This window comes from Glaciecola petra (genome assembly GCF_031846345.1).
Classification (GTDB): domain Bacteria; phylum Pseudomonadota; class Gammaproteobacteria; order Enterobacterales; family Alteromonadaceae; genus Glaciecola; species Glaciecola petra.
This window is the reverse complement of record NZ_JAVRHX010000004.1, coordinates 183,033-198,553: the sequence shown is the minus strand read 5'-3', so window position 1 is coordinate 198,553 and position 15,521 is coordinate 183,033. Positions and strand designations below refer to the sequence as shown.

The following is a 15,521-nucleotide window of genomic DNA, read 5'->3' as shown; positions in this document are numbered from 1 at the left end:
GGGACGTTATATGAAAATTTTAAATTTATTGAATCAAAAAATAGCCTTAAGCGCATGTAAGAAGCTTTTAAGCTCGCTTAAAAAAACGGTTTCACATTTCGCAAGGCATGTACTTACCTTAGCTATATTCACCACAAGTTTTTGCGCTAGCGCTAACCAACCTTTTTACTTTGTTGCCAAACAAGCACCTGAAGGTTCGTTAACCTTACAAGGCTCGCAAAATCAAGTAGTGTATTTACGTTGGGATATTTTAGAAGGTAATATCCCAAGCGATATTACCCAATTTAATTTGTACCGTGACGGCACATTGATAGGGCAGTTTTCCGCCCAACAATTACTCACTGCGCAAGACCTTACCGCCTTGTATCAGGGGCAGTCGCAATCACGCAGACTGTTAGAAACCATAAGCTTGTTGAAAGAAGAGTCTGTGCTTGATCCAAACTTGGTCGAAATTGACGCGAATAATTATGGGGCAGAAATCATTGCTCGCATAGCGCGTGATAATTATTGGGCTCAACTCGCATCAAAACGTGATTTTAATGTTGCTATCGCCCGCAACCGTGGCGCAATTGATAAACCCGGCACAGGCGTATTTAGTTATGAATTGCGGGCGCTTAACAATACAAATGAGATGCGCAGAATTGGCTTGGTAAGTGTTGACACCAGACAAACTCAAGCTTTACTGCCAATGCTTTCATTTGAGCAACTTTCCTTGTCACAATGTGATGTTCCTGACATTAAAGATCATTATTCAGTTGCCCTAAACTGGGCGGGCGCAGGTGAACAAAATATGGCTGATAGAGTAGCCAACCAATTATTTGTGGGTGGATATGACCTCTATCGAAGCAAAGAAAACATTGCAGATAAATTATCAGATGCGCCATTACGAGACTTGGCCAAGGAAGCCGCTTCACTGGGTTTTAACAATAAAGGGCAAATTGATTTTACAGATCTTGAACGCGTCAACGATACCTTAATTACTGTATCGGCAGATTTTGATCCAAACACACCAGAATGGCTAGAAACCCATGCCGACCTCGATGCAGCTGGCCTTGTTCCTGGCGATCGCAGAGCATATTACCTTGTCGCCCGCGATTTTACCGGTAATTTTGGCCCAACTATTGGCACTATTGTAACAGTGGGAGATCTTTCAAGGCCACCAGCACCTTGGGATATTGACGTATATTTGTCGGAAGAAAACCAACAAGTAGAGCTCAGTTTTGAAAAAATAGATCAAGACAGTTACTTGGAGAGTTTCGGCAATTCAAAGCGTGTTTGTGGCGTGAGTGAAGATGGCACGATAAGTTTTGTTGCGCGTAATGAGTCCTGTGCCGAGCAACGTCATAAAATGATACAAACTAATGTGAGTGATTATTTGCTCTATCGCTTTGACAACTTTGCTGACGCCTCACGCTTTAAAGACAGCGACGGGGACGGGTTTAGCGACCGCCTTGAGCGTCCAAATAATTTGCAGTGTCGAGCTGCTGCGCAAATGGGTGGAAGCATCGTAGAATCTGAGTTTAATGCGCTAGAATTAGACAATCACACTCGTATTATAGTGGCCGATAAACAACCTGCTTTGCAAAAAGGAGATATTTATTGGTATAGATTAGCCGCAAAGAGCAATGCCGGTCGTTTAAGCTTTTTATCAGAACCTGTAAGAGTTAATTTTCCTGACCGAGACTTACCTGAACCGCCTATCGTAAGCGTTTCTTACCCAGGTGATGGCACTGAGACTTGTGGTTGCGAACTTGATTACCAAGCCGCTAGTACCCCATGGTCATTCGCGGTTGAAAACGGTTTACCAAATTCAGTGAATTTTACATGTAATGGCACTGACTACTCATTGTCTAATAAAGATATCGTCGACAGCAAAGCGGCTGCTTGTCGGGCCGATTATCCTCCGGGCAAATTGGCTAGTGATTGTGCATTAGGTGGTCAAATAAGCGCCAATACAAGTGGTTTTTCATGTAGCGATAGTATTCCAGCAGGCACAGACTTTTGTGGCAGTGGCACATTAACCTTAAAAAAATTAGCTTGTGACAGTGTGCCTGCACCAGCTGGGGTTTTAGTAGGGCCTGTCACGCACACCGTACAAACTGAAAATCCTGACGAATGCGTGAGTATTTATCAACAGGTAGCGGGTGATTTAGTAAAAGTGTCATCTAGTTGTGGCGAGGAGAATAGCCAAACTCACACCTTCGTAGTTGAAAAAGGCGAATTTTGTGGGCAAGCAGTAAGCCACGATTCAAACAACAATGTGTCGGTTGCAACACATATTGATTGCCGCCAAGTGATTGAAAATATTGACAGAGACAACTTGCTAGCGCCGCGCATTAATAATGTTGCATTGGGAACAGACTTTGCGTCCGTGAATATTTCATTGCCAACTCAGCAGCAAAGTATTGTAGAAGTTGAGTTTTACAGAAAGCTACCAACACAAAGTGAGGTAAGTATTTCGCGTACGGGCATTGCTAGCAATGCAGATGAGATATCGACCATAAACTTTGATTTACCTGCCTTAGTAGGAGCAAATGATCAATGGTGTGCCCGCGCCCGAATTCATGGTGCGAGCGAAAATGCAGGCTCTCCCGACTTATCTTCTTGGTCAAAACAAATATGTGAAGTGCGCGCAAGTTCACCCGCAACTGAACCAAAATGGTTAAGCTGGCCCGGTTTAAAAACCGCTAACCAAGAAAGCGATTTAAGTATTCAGCAAAATGTTGATTTTGGCTTTACCCCCACTAGTTCCCCTATTAGTGCGGGCCTTCATATTCCCTTAACAACAGCTGAAACCCAATGCACGGTTACACCCAATAGCATTACCGTATTTGGTGAAGTGACGCAACAACCCCTTATTCAAGGTGCTGCTTTGGTTAACCTAGACTGTAATGCCAGTGACCGAACTCAGTTAATTGGTGAATACTCCTCAGAGCTTGGTTTTATGGTGTTTAGACAAAGCCGACAAGACAATATCATTTCAAACTTTAAGCAGGTATCGCCGTTTATTGATTATGCCCATTGGGTGGAAACCAGCAACAGTAAAAATGAATTACGTTTTGTGTTGAAAGACCCTTACATTTGGGCATCGGTAGATAACATAGCTACACGTTCACAAGTAAACTTTAGCTATGTGGACCGTTCTCCTTTGCTAGTCGGAAGAGAATACCGCTATCAGTTGGTTTATTTTAATGCCAAGCACGAGGTGGTGAGCTGGCGACAAACGCCATGGATCGATATTGGCAGTGCTTCAGGTAACGCTGTTACTCAGCAAATTGTAAGAGGAGCCCGCTAATGACTCATATAATATTCGCTGTATTAACATTAACTTTTTCAATATGGAAGTCTTTGAAGTCTTTGGCTAACCGAAGCATCATAATTGTCTTGGCATGTTGCAGTGCTAACCTTAGTGCATCTTCTATTTTTTCTGACCAGTTTATTAATGTTTGGGTGGTGGACCCCGAGACACAAGCGGTGACCACATACTCGGTAGGAGACTGGGTTAAACAATACGGTGATTTACAAGGTTTTAATGTGGCTTCACCTTTGCAAGTATTGGTTAATGGCCTGCCTGATAGCTCTTTACCGATGACGCCTATGCAAGCTGGTGTATCTATTGTCGGATTTGGTCAGGCCGACCGTAGCGACTCCTCTTTTAGTGGCACTTCTCAGTTGTATCTATTACCAGGGTCGTTGAGTAGCAATGACACAATCGAAGTCCTCATGCAGGTCGATGCAGACATTGTAGCGCAAGGACAAGCGCAGTTAAGTTGGCAAATAAACGGTGGGGCGATAGAAGAGTTTAGCTTTTCAAGCGAGCAAAAGCCAGATGCCAACGGACTGTATAGTAAACGCATTTATTTGATAGAAGACGGCGTTTATGAGCTAGTAGTCAGCCTCAATCAGGCCGGTCAGGTACTAGGTGAACAACGCGCTACCTACAATATTACTAACACCGACCCATTGAAAGAAAAGCGAGATTCTGACGGCGACGGCGTACCTGATATGGTAGAAGCGGCTATTGGCCTTGATCCACTTAATTCTGAACTATTTACAGATACAAACGGCGATGGTTGGAGCGAATTTGATGTATGGCTCAGATGCGAAGAACTTGATATCGAAAATTGCAGTATACCCAACGATACAGACGGTGATGGGTGGAGTGACTTTGACGAAAACCTTCGTGGGACCCGGCATGACGACATTGTGTTAACTGTTCCTAGTGGTGAACTGCCAGATGACGAAGCATATAACGAAAACAAACTCCTGCTACAACAAAAACCAGCTGCGCGTCGCTTATACGAAATAGAGTATACCTTTAGAGATAAATTAGGCGTCGATAAACTTGAAAACATTCAGGCTGCGCAGCTTGACGGTACCAAACTATTTGAATTAGATGATTTAGTTGGCGAAGACGATTTACTGACAATGTCGGTAGAGCCATCACTTTTGGCACCGGCAATATTGCGCAGTAATGCGAGTAAAAGTATGGAGGCATCACAATGGCCAGAAATACGAGTTGCTGCTGGCAAAACTTTAGCTGTTCGTGCAAGTAAAACGGTTAATGTACCAAGTGATTTAATTAATGAGCTTGGCAACCCAAGCCAAGAAATCTCATTGTTATTATTTGAGGGTAAGGGTGACGTCAATATCCAAGATTTCCCGACAACCCATAGCGGACAATGGCAAGATATTGGCCAGTGGCGCAGCTTACTCATTGATTGGCTTGAGGCTAAACTAGTGATTGAGCAACAGATACCGTTTAGCGACGATAAATCTTTAGCGGCACTATTATTTGAAAGCTCGTTACGCGAAGAAGCTCGCATAGCCGGAGAAGACGAAGCAGTGCGTTTGGGTGTTGAACGTTTACCTGCATCTTGGATTAACGTGTTGGAGCAGTCAATGATGGACCGCGAGCAACGTAGTTTGTTCGACTGGTACACAAGTATTGGTAACACCTTAAATGAAAATCCTAGTTATGTTGGTTTGTCGCTAATAGGAGAGGTATTTATTGGAGCCTTGCCAATGAGTGGCACTAGCACAAGTGAGTGGTTAATTGAACGTTTACGCATGCCGGTCATTTTAGAAGAGCAAGGTTGTTTTATTAGTTCTGCCGATTTGGCGGTGATCCAAGCTGATGCCGACTATTTTGCCCAGTGGCAACGAGATTGCCCAAACTATTACACCGATGTTGAACTTGCACAATGGCAAGCGCAAGCCAGTGACCTGCGTTATTTATTGCGAATGACAATATTTGCTGAAGGCGCACAACGCATTGCACAAAATGACTCGTTAGCCGATTTTTCACAAGATACAGACAGCGATACTTTATCTAACCTAAGCGAGACCTTACAGTCCCCTTTTGATACATCTACCTACCCATGGCTCGAAGACTCCGATGGAGATAGTGTTAGCGACTCAGTTGACGAATGTCGCAACGACCCGCTTAACTTATGCGCAGGTGACCCAATCGAGCCTTTATTAGCGCTTGGCTCTGATATTAGTGTGAATGTTGGCAATCAGGGAGGTATTGCATTTCTTGAGCTTGTGCTGAGCTCGCCTGCCTTGCAAGAAATAAGTTTTAATTATTTCTTGGAAGCGGTTGAAAGTGATGGTGACAACGCAGTTGGCGGTGTCGATTTTGAAGCACTAAGCGGTTTTTTGACTTTTATACCGGGTCAACAATCGATGATCATTCCGGCATCTTTGCTAGCGAATGATGTGGCGGGTAATACTCGTTTTCGTTTACGCATTGAAGACTTATTAGGGGCAACACTTGCCGCTAGTGATAACGTGCAATTAGTGAATATCAATCGTTCGGTGTCTAGTCCGCCTAACATAATGTTGGCGGCTGATGCTTATACAATAGACGAAAGAGCGCAAGTATCTTTTGACGCTTCGGCTACTACAAGTGGCATTGGTGACCCTAGTGTGACTTATGCTTGGGTGCAAACTTCAGGAACTTTGGTAAATATTAGCGGCGCCAATACTCCTTCTCCCATCATTGTGGCTCCCGTGACCATTAATATTGCCAATTTGTCATTTGATGTGACTGCCCAAAATGCGGAAGGAGCCGTATCGACGGCCAGTGTCACAGTAACGGTCAATCCAGTTGATGATCCACCTGTCATTAATGGAATGCCCAGTTACACCGTTGCCCAGGGTGAAAACCTATTGATTGGCTACGACGAGTTACTCACCTTTATTGAAGAGCCTGACGGCGAGACATTACGGTTGACTCAAGTAGTGCAAACAACCGACAGCGGTACACTTATCGAAAGTACCGAGGGTTACGATTATACTCCTGAATTGGCGTCTGGTAGAGAAGTTTTAGCGCTCGAAAATGACCCTCTTGATATTAGGCCTTGGAAAGATAACGGTGTGGCATACAGGACAGCCAATTTTAATGCCGACCCCCGCGTTTATAAAATCCATACATGGACACCTCAAGAAGGTAGCCAAGTGATTGACGAAAATTCCACAGGTTACTCGGGTATCGTGACCAGTATTGAACAAGAAATCATTTATTACAGTTACACTAATCAAGACACCAGTTCTACCTTTATCAAATGGCAATTGCCCGATAATACTTTTGGTGAGATTGACACCGGTGGCTTTGCAAGTTTGTTTGGCGCCCAAGTGAATGAAAGCAATGGCGTGCTGTATCACTGCATGGATAGCCAATGGGAAAGAATCGATGTAAAAAACAATGAAGCAGTTAGTATTTTGCTCTCTTGTGACCGATTTAGCGCAGGGCAAGCCACGATAGATGGACAATTTTGTTTAACCGGTGGGGATGGTCTTTATTGTAGCGCAAACGGTTTTGACTTTGAGCAAGTGTTTAGGCTGCCTGTGAGCTTTGCCAGAATTGATAGGATCTTCTCTAGCGAAATTGGTACTTTGGTGCTCTACAACGACATTACTAATCAATTTATTGCACATGTAGACGGTCAGCCCAATGGACAGCTTTTATATACCCTAGACAATTACTTCAATTCTATTCAAGGTTTATGGATAGAAGATGCCTTTTACACCTTGTTGCCGGTAAACGGCGAGGGCAACAACGAGGGCGTACAAATATTCATATGGAAAAATGGCGATACTGAACTAACGCCGGTGGGCGAACCTGATTTATTTTCTGATCAAATTAGCCGAAACGAGCTCAATCAGCTCATTCCCCTGGGTGACAACTTGTTGTGGTTTGGTCAAAAATCACTGTTTGGCAACGCTAAATTTCTTATCAATAGAGAGACGGGAGATTTTACTCAAGTAGGTGATGATATTCCAGACAATAGAACACTATTCGCTTGGCGTGATACGGCCTTATTTAGCAGTGCACGTTTGGAGTCATTTTGTCAGTGGTTTGAATTGGGTTTGGACGGACAAATTCTTGATATTAATTCGCCAGAACTGCCAATGGCCGGTTGTTTTGGACAAATAGTGTATGGCGATACTCTGGCCTATACCTTGTTTGACTCTGACAGAGGTTTAAATGAGTTTTTTGTCAAATACGGCACATCTGGCCCAACGCAAACTCAATTTACAGTGCGAGTGGAAGACGAAAATGGTAATGGAGTTGACCTTGTCGTCACAATAAACATCACCGAGGGAGTGAACTGATGATGATTAACACGAAAACCACGAATAGCTTATTTAAGTCTGCTTTGCTATGCACTGTGGCAGCTACCTTGCTAGTTGCTTGTGGTGGCGGCAATAGTGATACCGCGGCGCCAGCCATTCCTGCGGCACCAGCCGAACCGACAGGCGAAGCGTCACCACCGTCGGTTGCCACAGACCAAACGCAAATTGGTAAAAGTGTGATGAGTGCTGACTTTGATGAAGCCACTTTTCTTCAAGACCAAGACAAAGATGGCTTGAACGATACAATAGATAACGACCCATTTACGCCTCTGCGTAAGGTGAGTGGCGAAGGTGTTTTGTCTCTCGCAATGGTGGCAAGCGATATTAATGGCAGTCTTCAAAACAATGTTGTGATTACGGGTAATACTGTTACCGGTAGACTCGACAATAGCCACAAATATAGCCCGCCCTTTTATTTAATGTGGCACGGTCAAGCTGGCATTCAGGCACAAGAAATTGCAGTGGATGAGCATGGCGGATTTGTGACATCCCTGAACGAGGCGCTACCTACCGGCGTTTCTGTTGCGGCGCAGGGAATTGAAAGTGAAGCTCTCATTGTACAGGCATACACAGCCCATTCACCCATACTGTTTAAACATCAAACACCCATTTACACGGGTGAGCAGGCAGTATTGGAAGGTGTGCATTTGGAGGCAATCAGTGAATTGTTTTTAGGTGATGTTGCGTTAAATTTTAGTGTAGAAAACAAGCAAATTGTGACTCATTTACCGCAAGTTACTAGTTCGAACGTATTGAGCTGGAAAACCGACACAACAACATCGTCAATAGTGTTACCTTTAATGCGCGAAATTGAACTTTTTGCCACTAATTCACTGGAAGTGCCGAGTGAATGGTCAGCACTGAGTGAGCAAGGTAAAATTGTGTTGTCAGCGCCACATACTGGTGTCATGGCGCCCGTGACAATATCACTACCGGTGAATAATAAACCCTCTTATTTACGTTTTTATCATGCCAACAACAGAAGCGTAGAAGCGGTTGTTTGGCCACATTCTCAACGAATTGAATTAGGTGTGCAAAGCACCTTGGAAAGCTTGATGGTAAAACGCTTATCGGATTCATTGCCTCTAGACCAACAATCGTCAATTAAAAACTTGATTGACTATTCTTTTAGTCTTGACGCAGGTGAAGATTCTCTTGCCCGCATCAGTGAACTACATGAATATGCCTATTCACTAGAAAGCGAAAACAAGCTAATACAAGAAGTCGACAAGATGCTGGCTGTTTTATCAGCTCAAAGCGACGCCATACAATCGCGTTCATTTAATTCGTTTGTTGTAAACAACCAAAGCTCATCTAGCCTATTTGATTACCTCGACGATACATTTGCCGCTGTTTTTGCTGGTGATGTAATGTACGAACCTATATCCAAAGTTGTTGGATTTAAAACTGAGTTCGGGGCAAATTCATATTCGGGCATGAAAATTAGTTTCTATCGCGACGCTTTTACTTGTTTAGGCCTAGAATCAGTCAATAAGCCCGCTGGTATCTGGCCTTCTGACTTGTGCGCTCGAAATGAAGGCGTTTATTTTGCCAGCTTGCAAGTGACTAACGCTTTAACCAATAAAGTACTTAAAAGTCACGCAAAAGAGTTTTTAGATACTGGCATGATAGGGGCCTCGGGGTGGGGGCTTCTTAGCCTTGACCAAATTGCTTATGTGGCCTCTGACAGCGGCGCACCTTTATGTCATATGCAGGTGTGTAAGCTTGAGTTTTTAACCGGCGGTCTTGGCGTAGGCACTAACGTAACTTTGACCAAAGCGCAGCAGAAGGCGCAAAACATAGTGCTAGGACGCACCATGCTGGAGCGAGTAGTGTTGCCTATTGTTGGTTCTTTGCTAGGACAAGCCAATGTAGATGGAGCAACGGGCCAATGTTTAGCGAAGTTTATTGCGACCAGTGCGCCTACTTCTTTAGTGAGTTATGGCACCATGGTGGCCGAATTTAAGAAAAAGATTGATGCTGCAAACAACCCCGTAGAAATTGAAAATATTGTGAAAGAAACCATAGCTAAATACGCATACGATATCGCAGGCAGTATGTTGGTCACAAATAAATTGCCTGATTGTTTGCCCAAGGCATTAAGCGATAATTTTTTTGCTAGTTTAAAAGAAAAAGTCAAAGACTTTGCAGAAAAAGCCGCTATTCCAATCCGTGTTGCCAGTATCGCTACCAATGCGTTTCAGGGTTTTCAAGCCGTATACACACCAGAAAAGTTTACTTTTGAGGTGGCACCAAGAGCATCGATTACACGCATTAGTACAAGTAATAGCGGTATTGACGATGATATTCCCGAGCTCTTTTCTACCGTTGATAGTAATAAATTATTTATACGCGGTACCAAGTTTGTTTATCTGCAATCTGATGGTGAAAACTATTGGCCGAAACTGCGCTTAACAGATCGCTTTGGTAACAAACAAACCTTGCAATTAAACGAATCCCACAAAATTGATATTTCAGACCTTTCGTGGGTGGATATTGGCATTCCTATTAGTGATTTAGCCCCACTAATGAAAAAGTTAAGAGGGGAAATTATAAATGTCAGTATTATTATGGATGACAACGACTATTCTGACTTTTCTAGCGAAGGCTTACCTTTGCCTGGTCGCGACATTCGCTGGGTGGGACAACCTAAGATATTTAAAGCGACACCGCAAAATGCAAGGTTAGGGCGCTTGATCACTATTCGCGGAGAAAACCTACAGTCTTTTGCTGCTCGTTACGACTTAAAGCTAAAGCTCATTCAAGTTAACGATGCAAGTAAAACTGGCGAAATATTTAAGGTTGAGTCAGCCACAGACAGTAAGATTAAGTTCCGGTTGCCACGAGCCTTACCATTGAATTTTTATAAACTTAGGCTTGAAACGTCTGATCCAAATGTACAATTAGAGGTGCCAGACGATATTAAAATAGGCAATGCAACGGGCGCGCTTAATGTGATACCCAACGATGCTTCTTTGGTCGAATTGTATGATTCAGGTGCGAAAATTGATGACGCTATCATTATCTATATCGCAAATGCCGATGGAGATTTAATAAGCCAAAGCAATGATCTCCTGCGCTTAGAATTATTGGAAAATAACCCTTTACCGGCAGTAAGTATGTGGTGGAACAAAGATAATCTGTCGGCTCAAAACGGGGGTACTACAGTGCCTGGACAAGTGCTGATAACCTGTGACAGTGGCGGTACTGACCAAATATGTACATATCGTATAAAAGGTGAAGTATTGGTTGGCACTAACTTTAAGACCATTAACTTTCGTGGAAAGTTAGAAACAGGTGAGGACAGAGTGCATGTTATTCCTCAGTAGAAGGCGTCTTTAAATGACCTAGTTTAAGCATGATAAAGCGCTACTCCATGACTTTTACATGCTTTCATTAGGTTTTTATCGAGGGTTGCTAGAGGAATACTATGTCGTGCTGCTAATTCGAGATAAGCAGCATCGTAACTGCTTAATTTATATTGTGTGGCTAAATTGTAGGTATCACCAAAGGCGTGAATGTTTGTAGTATTGTCGGTGCTAATGGGCAGCAACTGTAATTTTTGCATAAAGGTTTTAGCGAGGCTATTTTCAAGACCAGATTTACACACTGCATTGAGAAATACATTCGCGACTTCTAAGTGCCATAAATTAGGCACCAGTGCGCTATTATTATTCAAGGATGTAAGAACTCTAGCGGCGTAGTCTTGATCTTTTGCTTTCTCAGTAGGTAACAACCAACACATACACACAGAAGTATCTAATATGAATCGCATCATTTTTTACCATCTTCTTTGTAAGCTCTCAACTCATTACTTGTTAAATACTGACCCCGAAGCTCTTGTATTTCATTGATAATCTGCTCTGTCGCTTTTTCTTCTTGCACAGGCACTATTTGCGCTACAGGTTTACCTCTGTTGGTGATCGTAAAACTTTCACCGCGTTCAGCCCTTCTAAGTAATTCAGGCAATTTTGTTTTTGCGTCGTAAGCGCCAATTTCAGTGTTCATAACACCCTCCTTATTAGACTGGTTTAATAGACTGGTTGTAACTTGCAAGGGAGAATTACTACGAATAGAAAAGAAGAAGGCTTACTTTGAAACTAAGCCTTGATGCTCAAAAGCGAGTTAAGTTTACCCATAGCAATTGCGTTACCTATTAGCACAATAAACACGCCTATTACGGCCAAATAAGTCCATTGATAGCCTTCAAAAACTGTTGAAATAGCGAGCGCGACAATTGGGTAAACTAAAACGACATAAGCGGATTTATCAGAGCCAATCTGCTTTAATAAACGCATATAAGCACCAAAGGCGATAACAGAGCCAAACACACTTAAATACAACAAGGAGGCATAATAAGAAGTGTTTGAAGGCAAGCTTACACTGGCCCCGCTCAAAAATGCGATACAGCTTGTAATTACCACACCATAAGACATACACCAAAAATTCATTTGCATCACCCTAACAGGCCCCTGCAGTATTTTTTCAGATACTACGTTGCCAAGTGCTGCTGATAAAAACGAAGCGGTAGCAAACAATAAACCTACAATAATGCCTTGTTGTAGACTAAATGCTTCAAACTCGGGCAAAAATATTAGTACAATACCGATTAACCCTATCGTTGCGCCCAGCACAACCTCTAAGCGCATTGGCACACCCATTATTAAGCGCCTAAGCACCACATTAAAATAGATAACACTGCTGCTGAGCACTGCCAATAGGGCGCTAATCATATGTGCTTGGGCGGCATATAAAAAAGAGTAATCTAAGGTATAGAGCAAAATACCGGCCAAGAAAAACCATTTGTGAAGCCGTATATCTACCCTAAGTGTGATCCCTTTTACAACACAAATGCCACCGATAATAAGCGCTGCTATCGCAAATCGTAAGGCGACAGAGAGCATCACATGCATTTCGCCCACTTGGTAAGTAACCGCTATCCAAGTTGAGCCCCACACCAATGTGCAAATTAAAAATAGAAAAGTGTTAGAGGAAAACAAAAGGCGATCCGAATGGTGATGCTTGATGCCGAGTATTTTGATAGCTTGAAAGGTAAAAAGCTAGGTATTTTTTGATAGCGTAAAAATGGTGGCCCGTCCCTGACTTGAACAGGGGACCTACCGATTATGAGTCGGGTGCTCTAACCAACTGAGCTAACGGGCCACATATGAAGCGGAGCGCAGTATAAATAGTTTTTGATGTAATGTCATTAGCGCTTTAGCTATTTTTTTCGATTTTTATACAAATTTACACCTTAAGTCCTTGCTTAAATTAAAGTTTGGCGAGTTTCTGCCGTCAACCACTATAGAAGTGAATTAATGACTTTGCTGAGCAATGCATCGGCAAGTGGACCAACGACAAAGGTTGAAAAGAAAGTATGAAAGAAGATCCGTATATTTTAAGTGGTCGTAACACAATCATTCATAAAACGCGCAAAGTAGATTTAGTGCTTGTGAATAGCCGTCAAGATCCGGTGCTTTTAATTATGCATAACGGAATCGAAGAGTATAAGGGACCCGTACCCAAAAATAAATTAGAAGCAAAACGCATGGACGTTTGTATCGTCGATATTGCGTCATCTGACAACTTTGGTGATTTTAAAAGCTTACTTTTTGTGCAGACTCTGAATAACAAAGAGTATAAAATAGACTACACAAAAAAGGATTCGAACTATTTCGTTACTACCCATCAAGAGAGCACATTTTAATTTAAGTAATATAGGCCAGGCTCTTGTTGGCCTGCTTATTCTTGTTAGTGTTTTTTCTGTTGCGGTTTATATAAGTAATCTATTTTCACTGCGCACGCCTCCTGCATTATTGGGGATATTAGGCATATTCCTTGTTTTTATTAGCTTACAATGTGTGCCCAAACCTATCGATAAAGTAGGCAAGTCACTCACTAAGCACATGTCGCTTTTTTTTGTTCCCGCAATTGTCGCGATTATAGAATATTTTGATGTGATTTTGGCTAACGCCTATGCCATTTTTGGAGCAGTGATTGTTAGTACTATGTTGAGCTTAGCGATTACTGCTTGGTTGAGTCAAAAGTTGTTGTATGCGTTAAATCCCCGCAAAAAACCTTCTTCTGAAAGTACTTCCTAATTATGTTGGGCTACTTAAGTGAATTTATAAGCCTACCAGCACTGCTTTGGACATTAACCAGCGTGGTTTTTTACTTTATCAGTTTGCGCATTTATGACGTTTGCAATCGTTTAGCTTTGCTACACCCTTTAATTCTTACTGCGTCACTTTTAATTAGTCTACTTTATTTGTTTGACCAGTCATTAACGCAGTTTCAAACCAATACACAGGTGTTAAGCATGTTACTCGGGCCTGCCACTGTCGCACTGGCCATCCCGCTTTACTCACAATTGAAAGTGCTACTACAAATGAATTGGCGGGTATTATTACCAGTCATTGTTGCGGGGATAATCGCTCCATTGCTTTCATGGACGAGTTTGTATTTACTAGATGCCCCTCTGGATTTACAAATGACTATTTTGGTGAAATCTATTACCGCACCATTGGCCATGGATACCGCACATTCAATTGGCGGATTGCCAGCTCTTGCCGCGGTGTTAGTAGTAAGTACTGGCATTGTGGGCGCAATTGTTGGGCCTTCTATATTTCGGATTATCAAGGTAAACAACGAGGCAGCGCAAGGGCTAGCAATGGGCAGTATAAGTCATGCAATTGGCACTGCGCGTGCTATTAGTATTAGCGAACAATGTGCTGCTTTCTCAACCTTAGCCTTGTGCATTAATGGTATGGTTACGAGCATCGTATTGCCACTTCTATTTACCTAGGGTTTTACCCTAAAGAAACAAGCCAATTCTCCGATACCTTTATATACCTTTAATACCTCGCTTACCGGAGAATTTTCTTTAATGATATCTGTGCTGATTTGTGACGATTCGCTAGTGGCTAGAAAGCAGGTTGCAAAATGTTTGCCCCAAGACATAGAAGCTTCGGTGCACTTTGCTAAACACGGTGAAGAAGCACTCAGCGCAATTAAAGATGGAAAGGGTGACGTGTTGCTGCTCGATTTGAACATGCCCGTGTTAGATGGCTACGGTACGTTAAAAGCGATTAAAGAACAAAACTTGCCCATAAAGACGATTGTTATTTCAGGGGATATACAGGAACAAGCAAAAACTCGCGTACTAGCACTCGATGCAATAGATTTTATTCAAAAACCGGTTAGTGCAGAAGAATTAACCGGCATATTGCACAAGCATAGTCTTTTTAGTCAAGAACCACAAACACCAGCGCTAGCAAGCGAGCTTGATGAGTTAGTAAGAGATTGCTACCAAGAAGTTGTCAATGTTGCCATGGGGCAGGCAGGTGACCACTTGTCGCGAGTAATGGACGTGTTTGTGCAATTGCCTATTCCAAACGTGAATTTAATAGAAGTATCAGAACTTCATATGATGTTGTCGGATTTAGCCGATACCGAAAGTACCTCAGGGGTTTGCCAAGGTTTTTTAGGCGATGGTATAAGCGGTGAGGCTTTATTTATATTGAGCGATTCTAGCTTTGCCGATGTCGCAAAGATTTTAAAAGTAGAAGGCGAAATTGACGACAGATTGCAGCTCGAAATGCTAATGGATGCTGCTAGCTTATTAATTGGCACTTGTTTAGCAGGTATTGCAAACCAACTCGATATGAAATTCAGACAAGGCCATCCGGTTGTGTTAGGGCAACATCAAAGCGTGCAAGAATTGATTAAAGCAAATAAAAATTCGTGGAAGAAGACCTTAGCTATCGAAGTCAGTTATGGCTTAGAAGGATTTAATATTCAATGTGACTTAGTTTTGTTATTTACTGAAGAATCAATGGGTATGATGAACGCAAAATTAGCGCATTTGATGGAAGATTAAA

Annotated in this window: 10 protein-coding genes and 1 tRNA gene; 7 read left to right on the top strand and 4 right to left on the bottom strand. The window is 42.5% G+C overall.

The features are described from left to right. Window positions 1-10 precede the first annotated feature (10 nt). Genes RM552_RS13830 through RM552_RS13820 form a run of 3 tightly spaced genes read left to right on the top strand, consistent with a single transcriptional unit; the run spans window position 11 to window position 10,970 of the window. The gene (locus RM552_RS13830) at window positions 11-3,295 is read left to right on the top strand and encodes a hypothetical protein (RefSeq protein WP_311369448.1); all 3,285 of its coding nucleotides are present in this window, start codon (window positions 11-13) and stop codon (window positions 3,293-3,295) included. Further along, window positions 3,295-7,620 carry a PKD domain-containing protein gene (locus RM552_RS13825; RefSeq protein WP_311369447.1) on the top strand — a complete coding sequence of 1,442 codons (4,326 nt, stop codon included), beginning with the start codon at window positions 3,295-3,297 and terminating at the stop codon, window positions 7,618-7,620. Before RM552_RS13830 ends, RM552_RS13825 begins: the two co-directional genes overlap by 1 nt. Beyond that, on the top strand, window positions 7,620-10,970 hold the full coding sequence (locus RM552_RS13820) for a hypothetical protein (RefSeq protein WP_311369446.1): 3,351 nt from the start codon (window positions 7,620-7,622) through the stop codon (window positions 10,968-10,970). Before RM552_RS13825 ends, RM552_RS13820 begins: the two co-directional genes overlap by 1 nt. A gap of 23 nt (window positions 10,971-10,993) precedes the next feature. On the opposite strand, the gene RM552_RS13815 is transcribed toward RM552_RS13820, so the two are convergent. The 4 genes from RM552_RS13815 to RM552_RS13800 form a co-directional block, all read right to left on the bottom strand. After that, the gene (locus tag RM552_RS13815; RefSeq protein ID WP_311369445.1) at window positions 10,994-11,419 is read right to left on the bottom strand and encodes a type II toxin-antitoxin system VapC family toxin; all 426 of its coding nucleotides are present in this window, start codon (window positions 11,417-11,419) and stop codon (window positions 10,994-10,996) included. Beyond that, window positions 11,416-11,649, bottom strand: coding sequence for a type II toxin-antitoxin system Phd/YefM family antitoxin (locus tag RM552_RS13810; protein ID WP_311369444.1), 234 nt, complete (start codon window positions 11,647-11,649; stop codon window positions 11,416-11,418). Before RM552_RS13810 ends, RM552_RS13815 begins: the two co-directional genes overlap by 4 nt. Window positions 11,650-11,741: 92 nt before the next feature. Further along, a complete protein-coding gene (locus RM552_RS13805) occupies window positions 11,742-12,641 on the bottom strand; it encodes a DMT family transporter (RefSeq protein ID WP_311369443.1) in 900 nt (299 codons plus the stop codon). An 86-nt stretch (window positions 12,642-12,727) separates the two neighbouring features. Continuing rightward, window positions 12,728-12,804, bottom strand: a tRNA-Ile gene (locus tag RM552_RS13800). Between the two features lie 214 nt (window positions 12,805-13,018). Between RM552_RS13800 and RM552_RS13795 the strand changes: the two genes are divergently transcribed. From RM552_RS13795 to RM552_RS13780, 4 genes are all read left to right on the top strand, one after another. Further along, window positions 13,019-13,348, top strand: coding sequence for a hypothetical protein (locus tag RM552_RS13795; RefSeq protein ID WP_311369442.1), 330 nt, complete (start codon window positions 13,019-13,021; stop codon window positions 13,346-13,348). Beyond that, window positions 13,305-13,742, top strand: a complete 438-nt coding sequence (locus RM552_RS13790; protein WP_311369556.1) for a CidA/LrgA family protein — start codon at window positions 13,305-13,307, stop codon at window positions 13,740-13,742. The genes RM552_RS13795 and RM552_RS13790 overlap by 44 nt, the downstream gene beginning before the upstream one ends. Window positions 13,743-13,744: 2 nt before the next feature. Then, the gene (locus RM552_RS13785) at window positions 13,745-14,446 is read left to right on the top strand and encodes an LrgB family protein (RefSeq protein ID WP_311369441.1); all 702 of its coding nucleotides are present in this window, start codon (window positions 13,745-13,747) and stop codon (window positions 14,444-14,446) included. Between the two features lie 81 nt (window positions 14,447-14,527). Continuing rightward, complete coding sequence (locus tag RM552_RS13780; protein WP_311369440.1) at window positions 14,528-15,520, top strand: response regulator; 993 nt, start codon at window positions 14,528-14,530, stop codon at window positions 15,518-15,520. Window position 15,521 lies beyond the last annotated feature (1 nt).

Bases quoted from the DNA above. Each gene is read 5' to 3' on its own strand.
- RM552_RS13830 (WP_311369448.1), top strand. From the start codon at position 11: ATGAAAATTTTAAATTTATTGAATCAAAAAATAGCCTTAAGCGCATGT.
- RM552_RS13825 (WP_311369447.1), top strand. From the start codon at position 3,295: ATGACTCATATAATATTCGCTGTATTAACATTAACTTTTTCAATATGG.
- RM552_RS13820 (WP_311369446.1), top strand. From the start codon at position 7,620: ATGATGATTAACACGAAAACCACGAATAGCTTATTTAAGTCTGCTTTG.
- RM552_RS13815 (WP_311369445.1), bottom strand. From the start codon at position 11,419: ATGATGCGATTCATATTAGATACTTCTGTGTGTATGTGTTGGTTGTTA.
- RM552_RS13810 (WP_311369444.1), bottom strand. From the start codon at position 11,649: ATGAACACTGAAATTGGCGCTTACGACGCAAAAACAAAATTGCCTGAA.
- RM552_RS13795 (WP_311369442.1), top strand. From the start codon at position 13,019: ATGAAAGAAGATCCGTATATTTTAAGTGGTCGTAACACAATCATTCAT.
- RM552_RS13785 (WP_311369441.1), top strand. From the start codon at position 13,745: ATGTTGGGCTACTTAAGTGAATTTATAAGCCTACCAGCACTGCTTTGG.
- RM552_RS13780 (WP_311369440.1), top strand. From the start codon at position 14,528: ATGATATCTGTGCTGATTTGTGACGATTCGCTAGTGGCTAGAAAGCAG.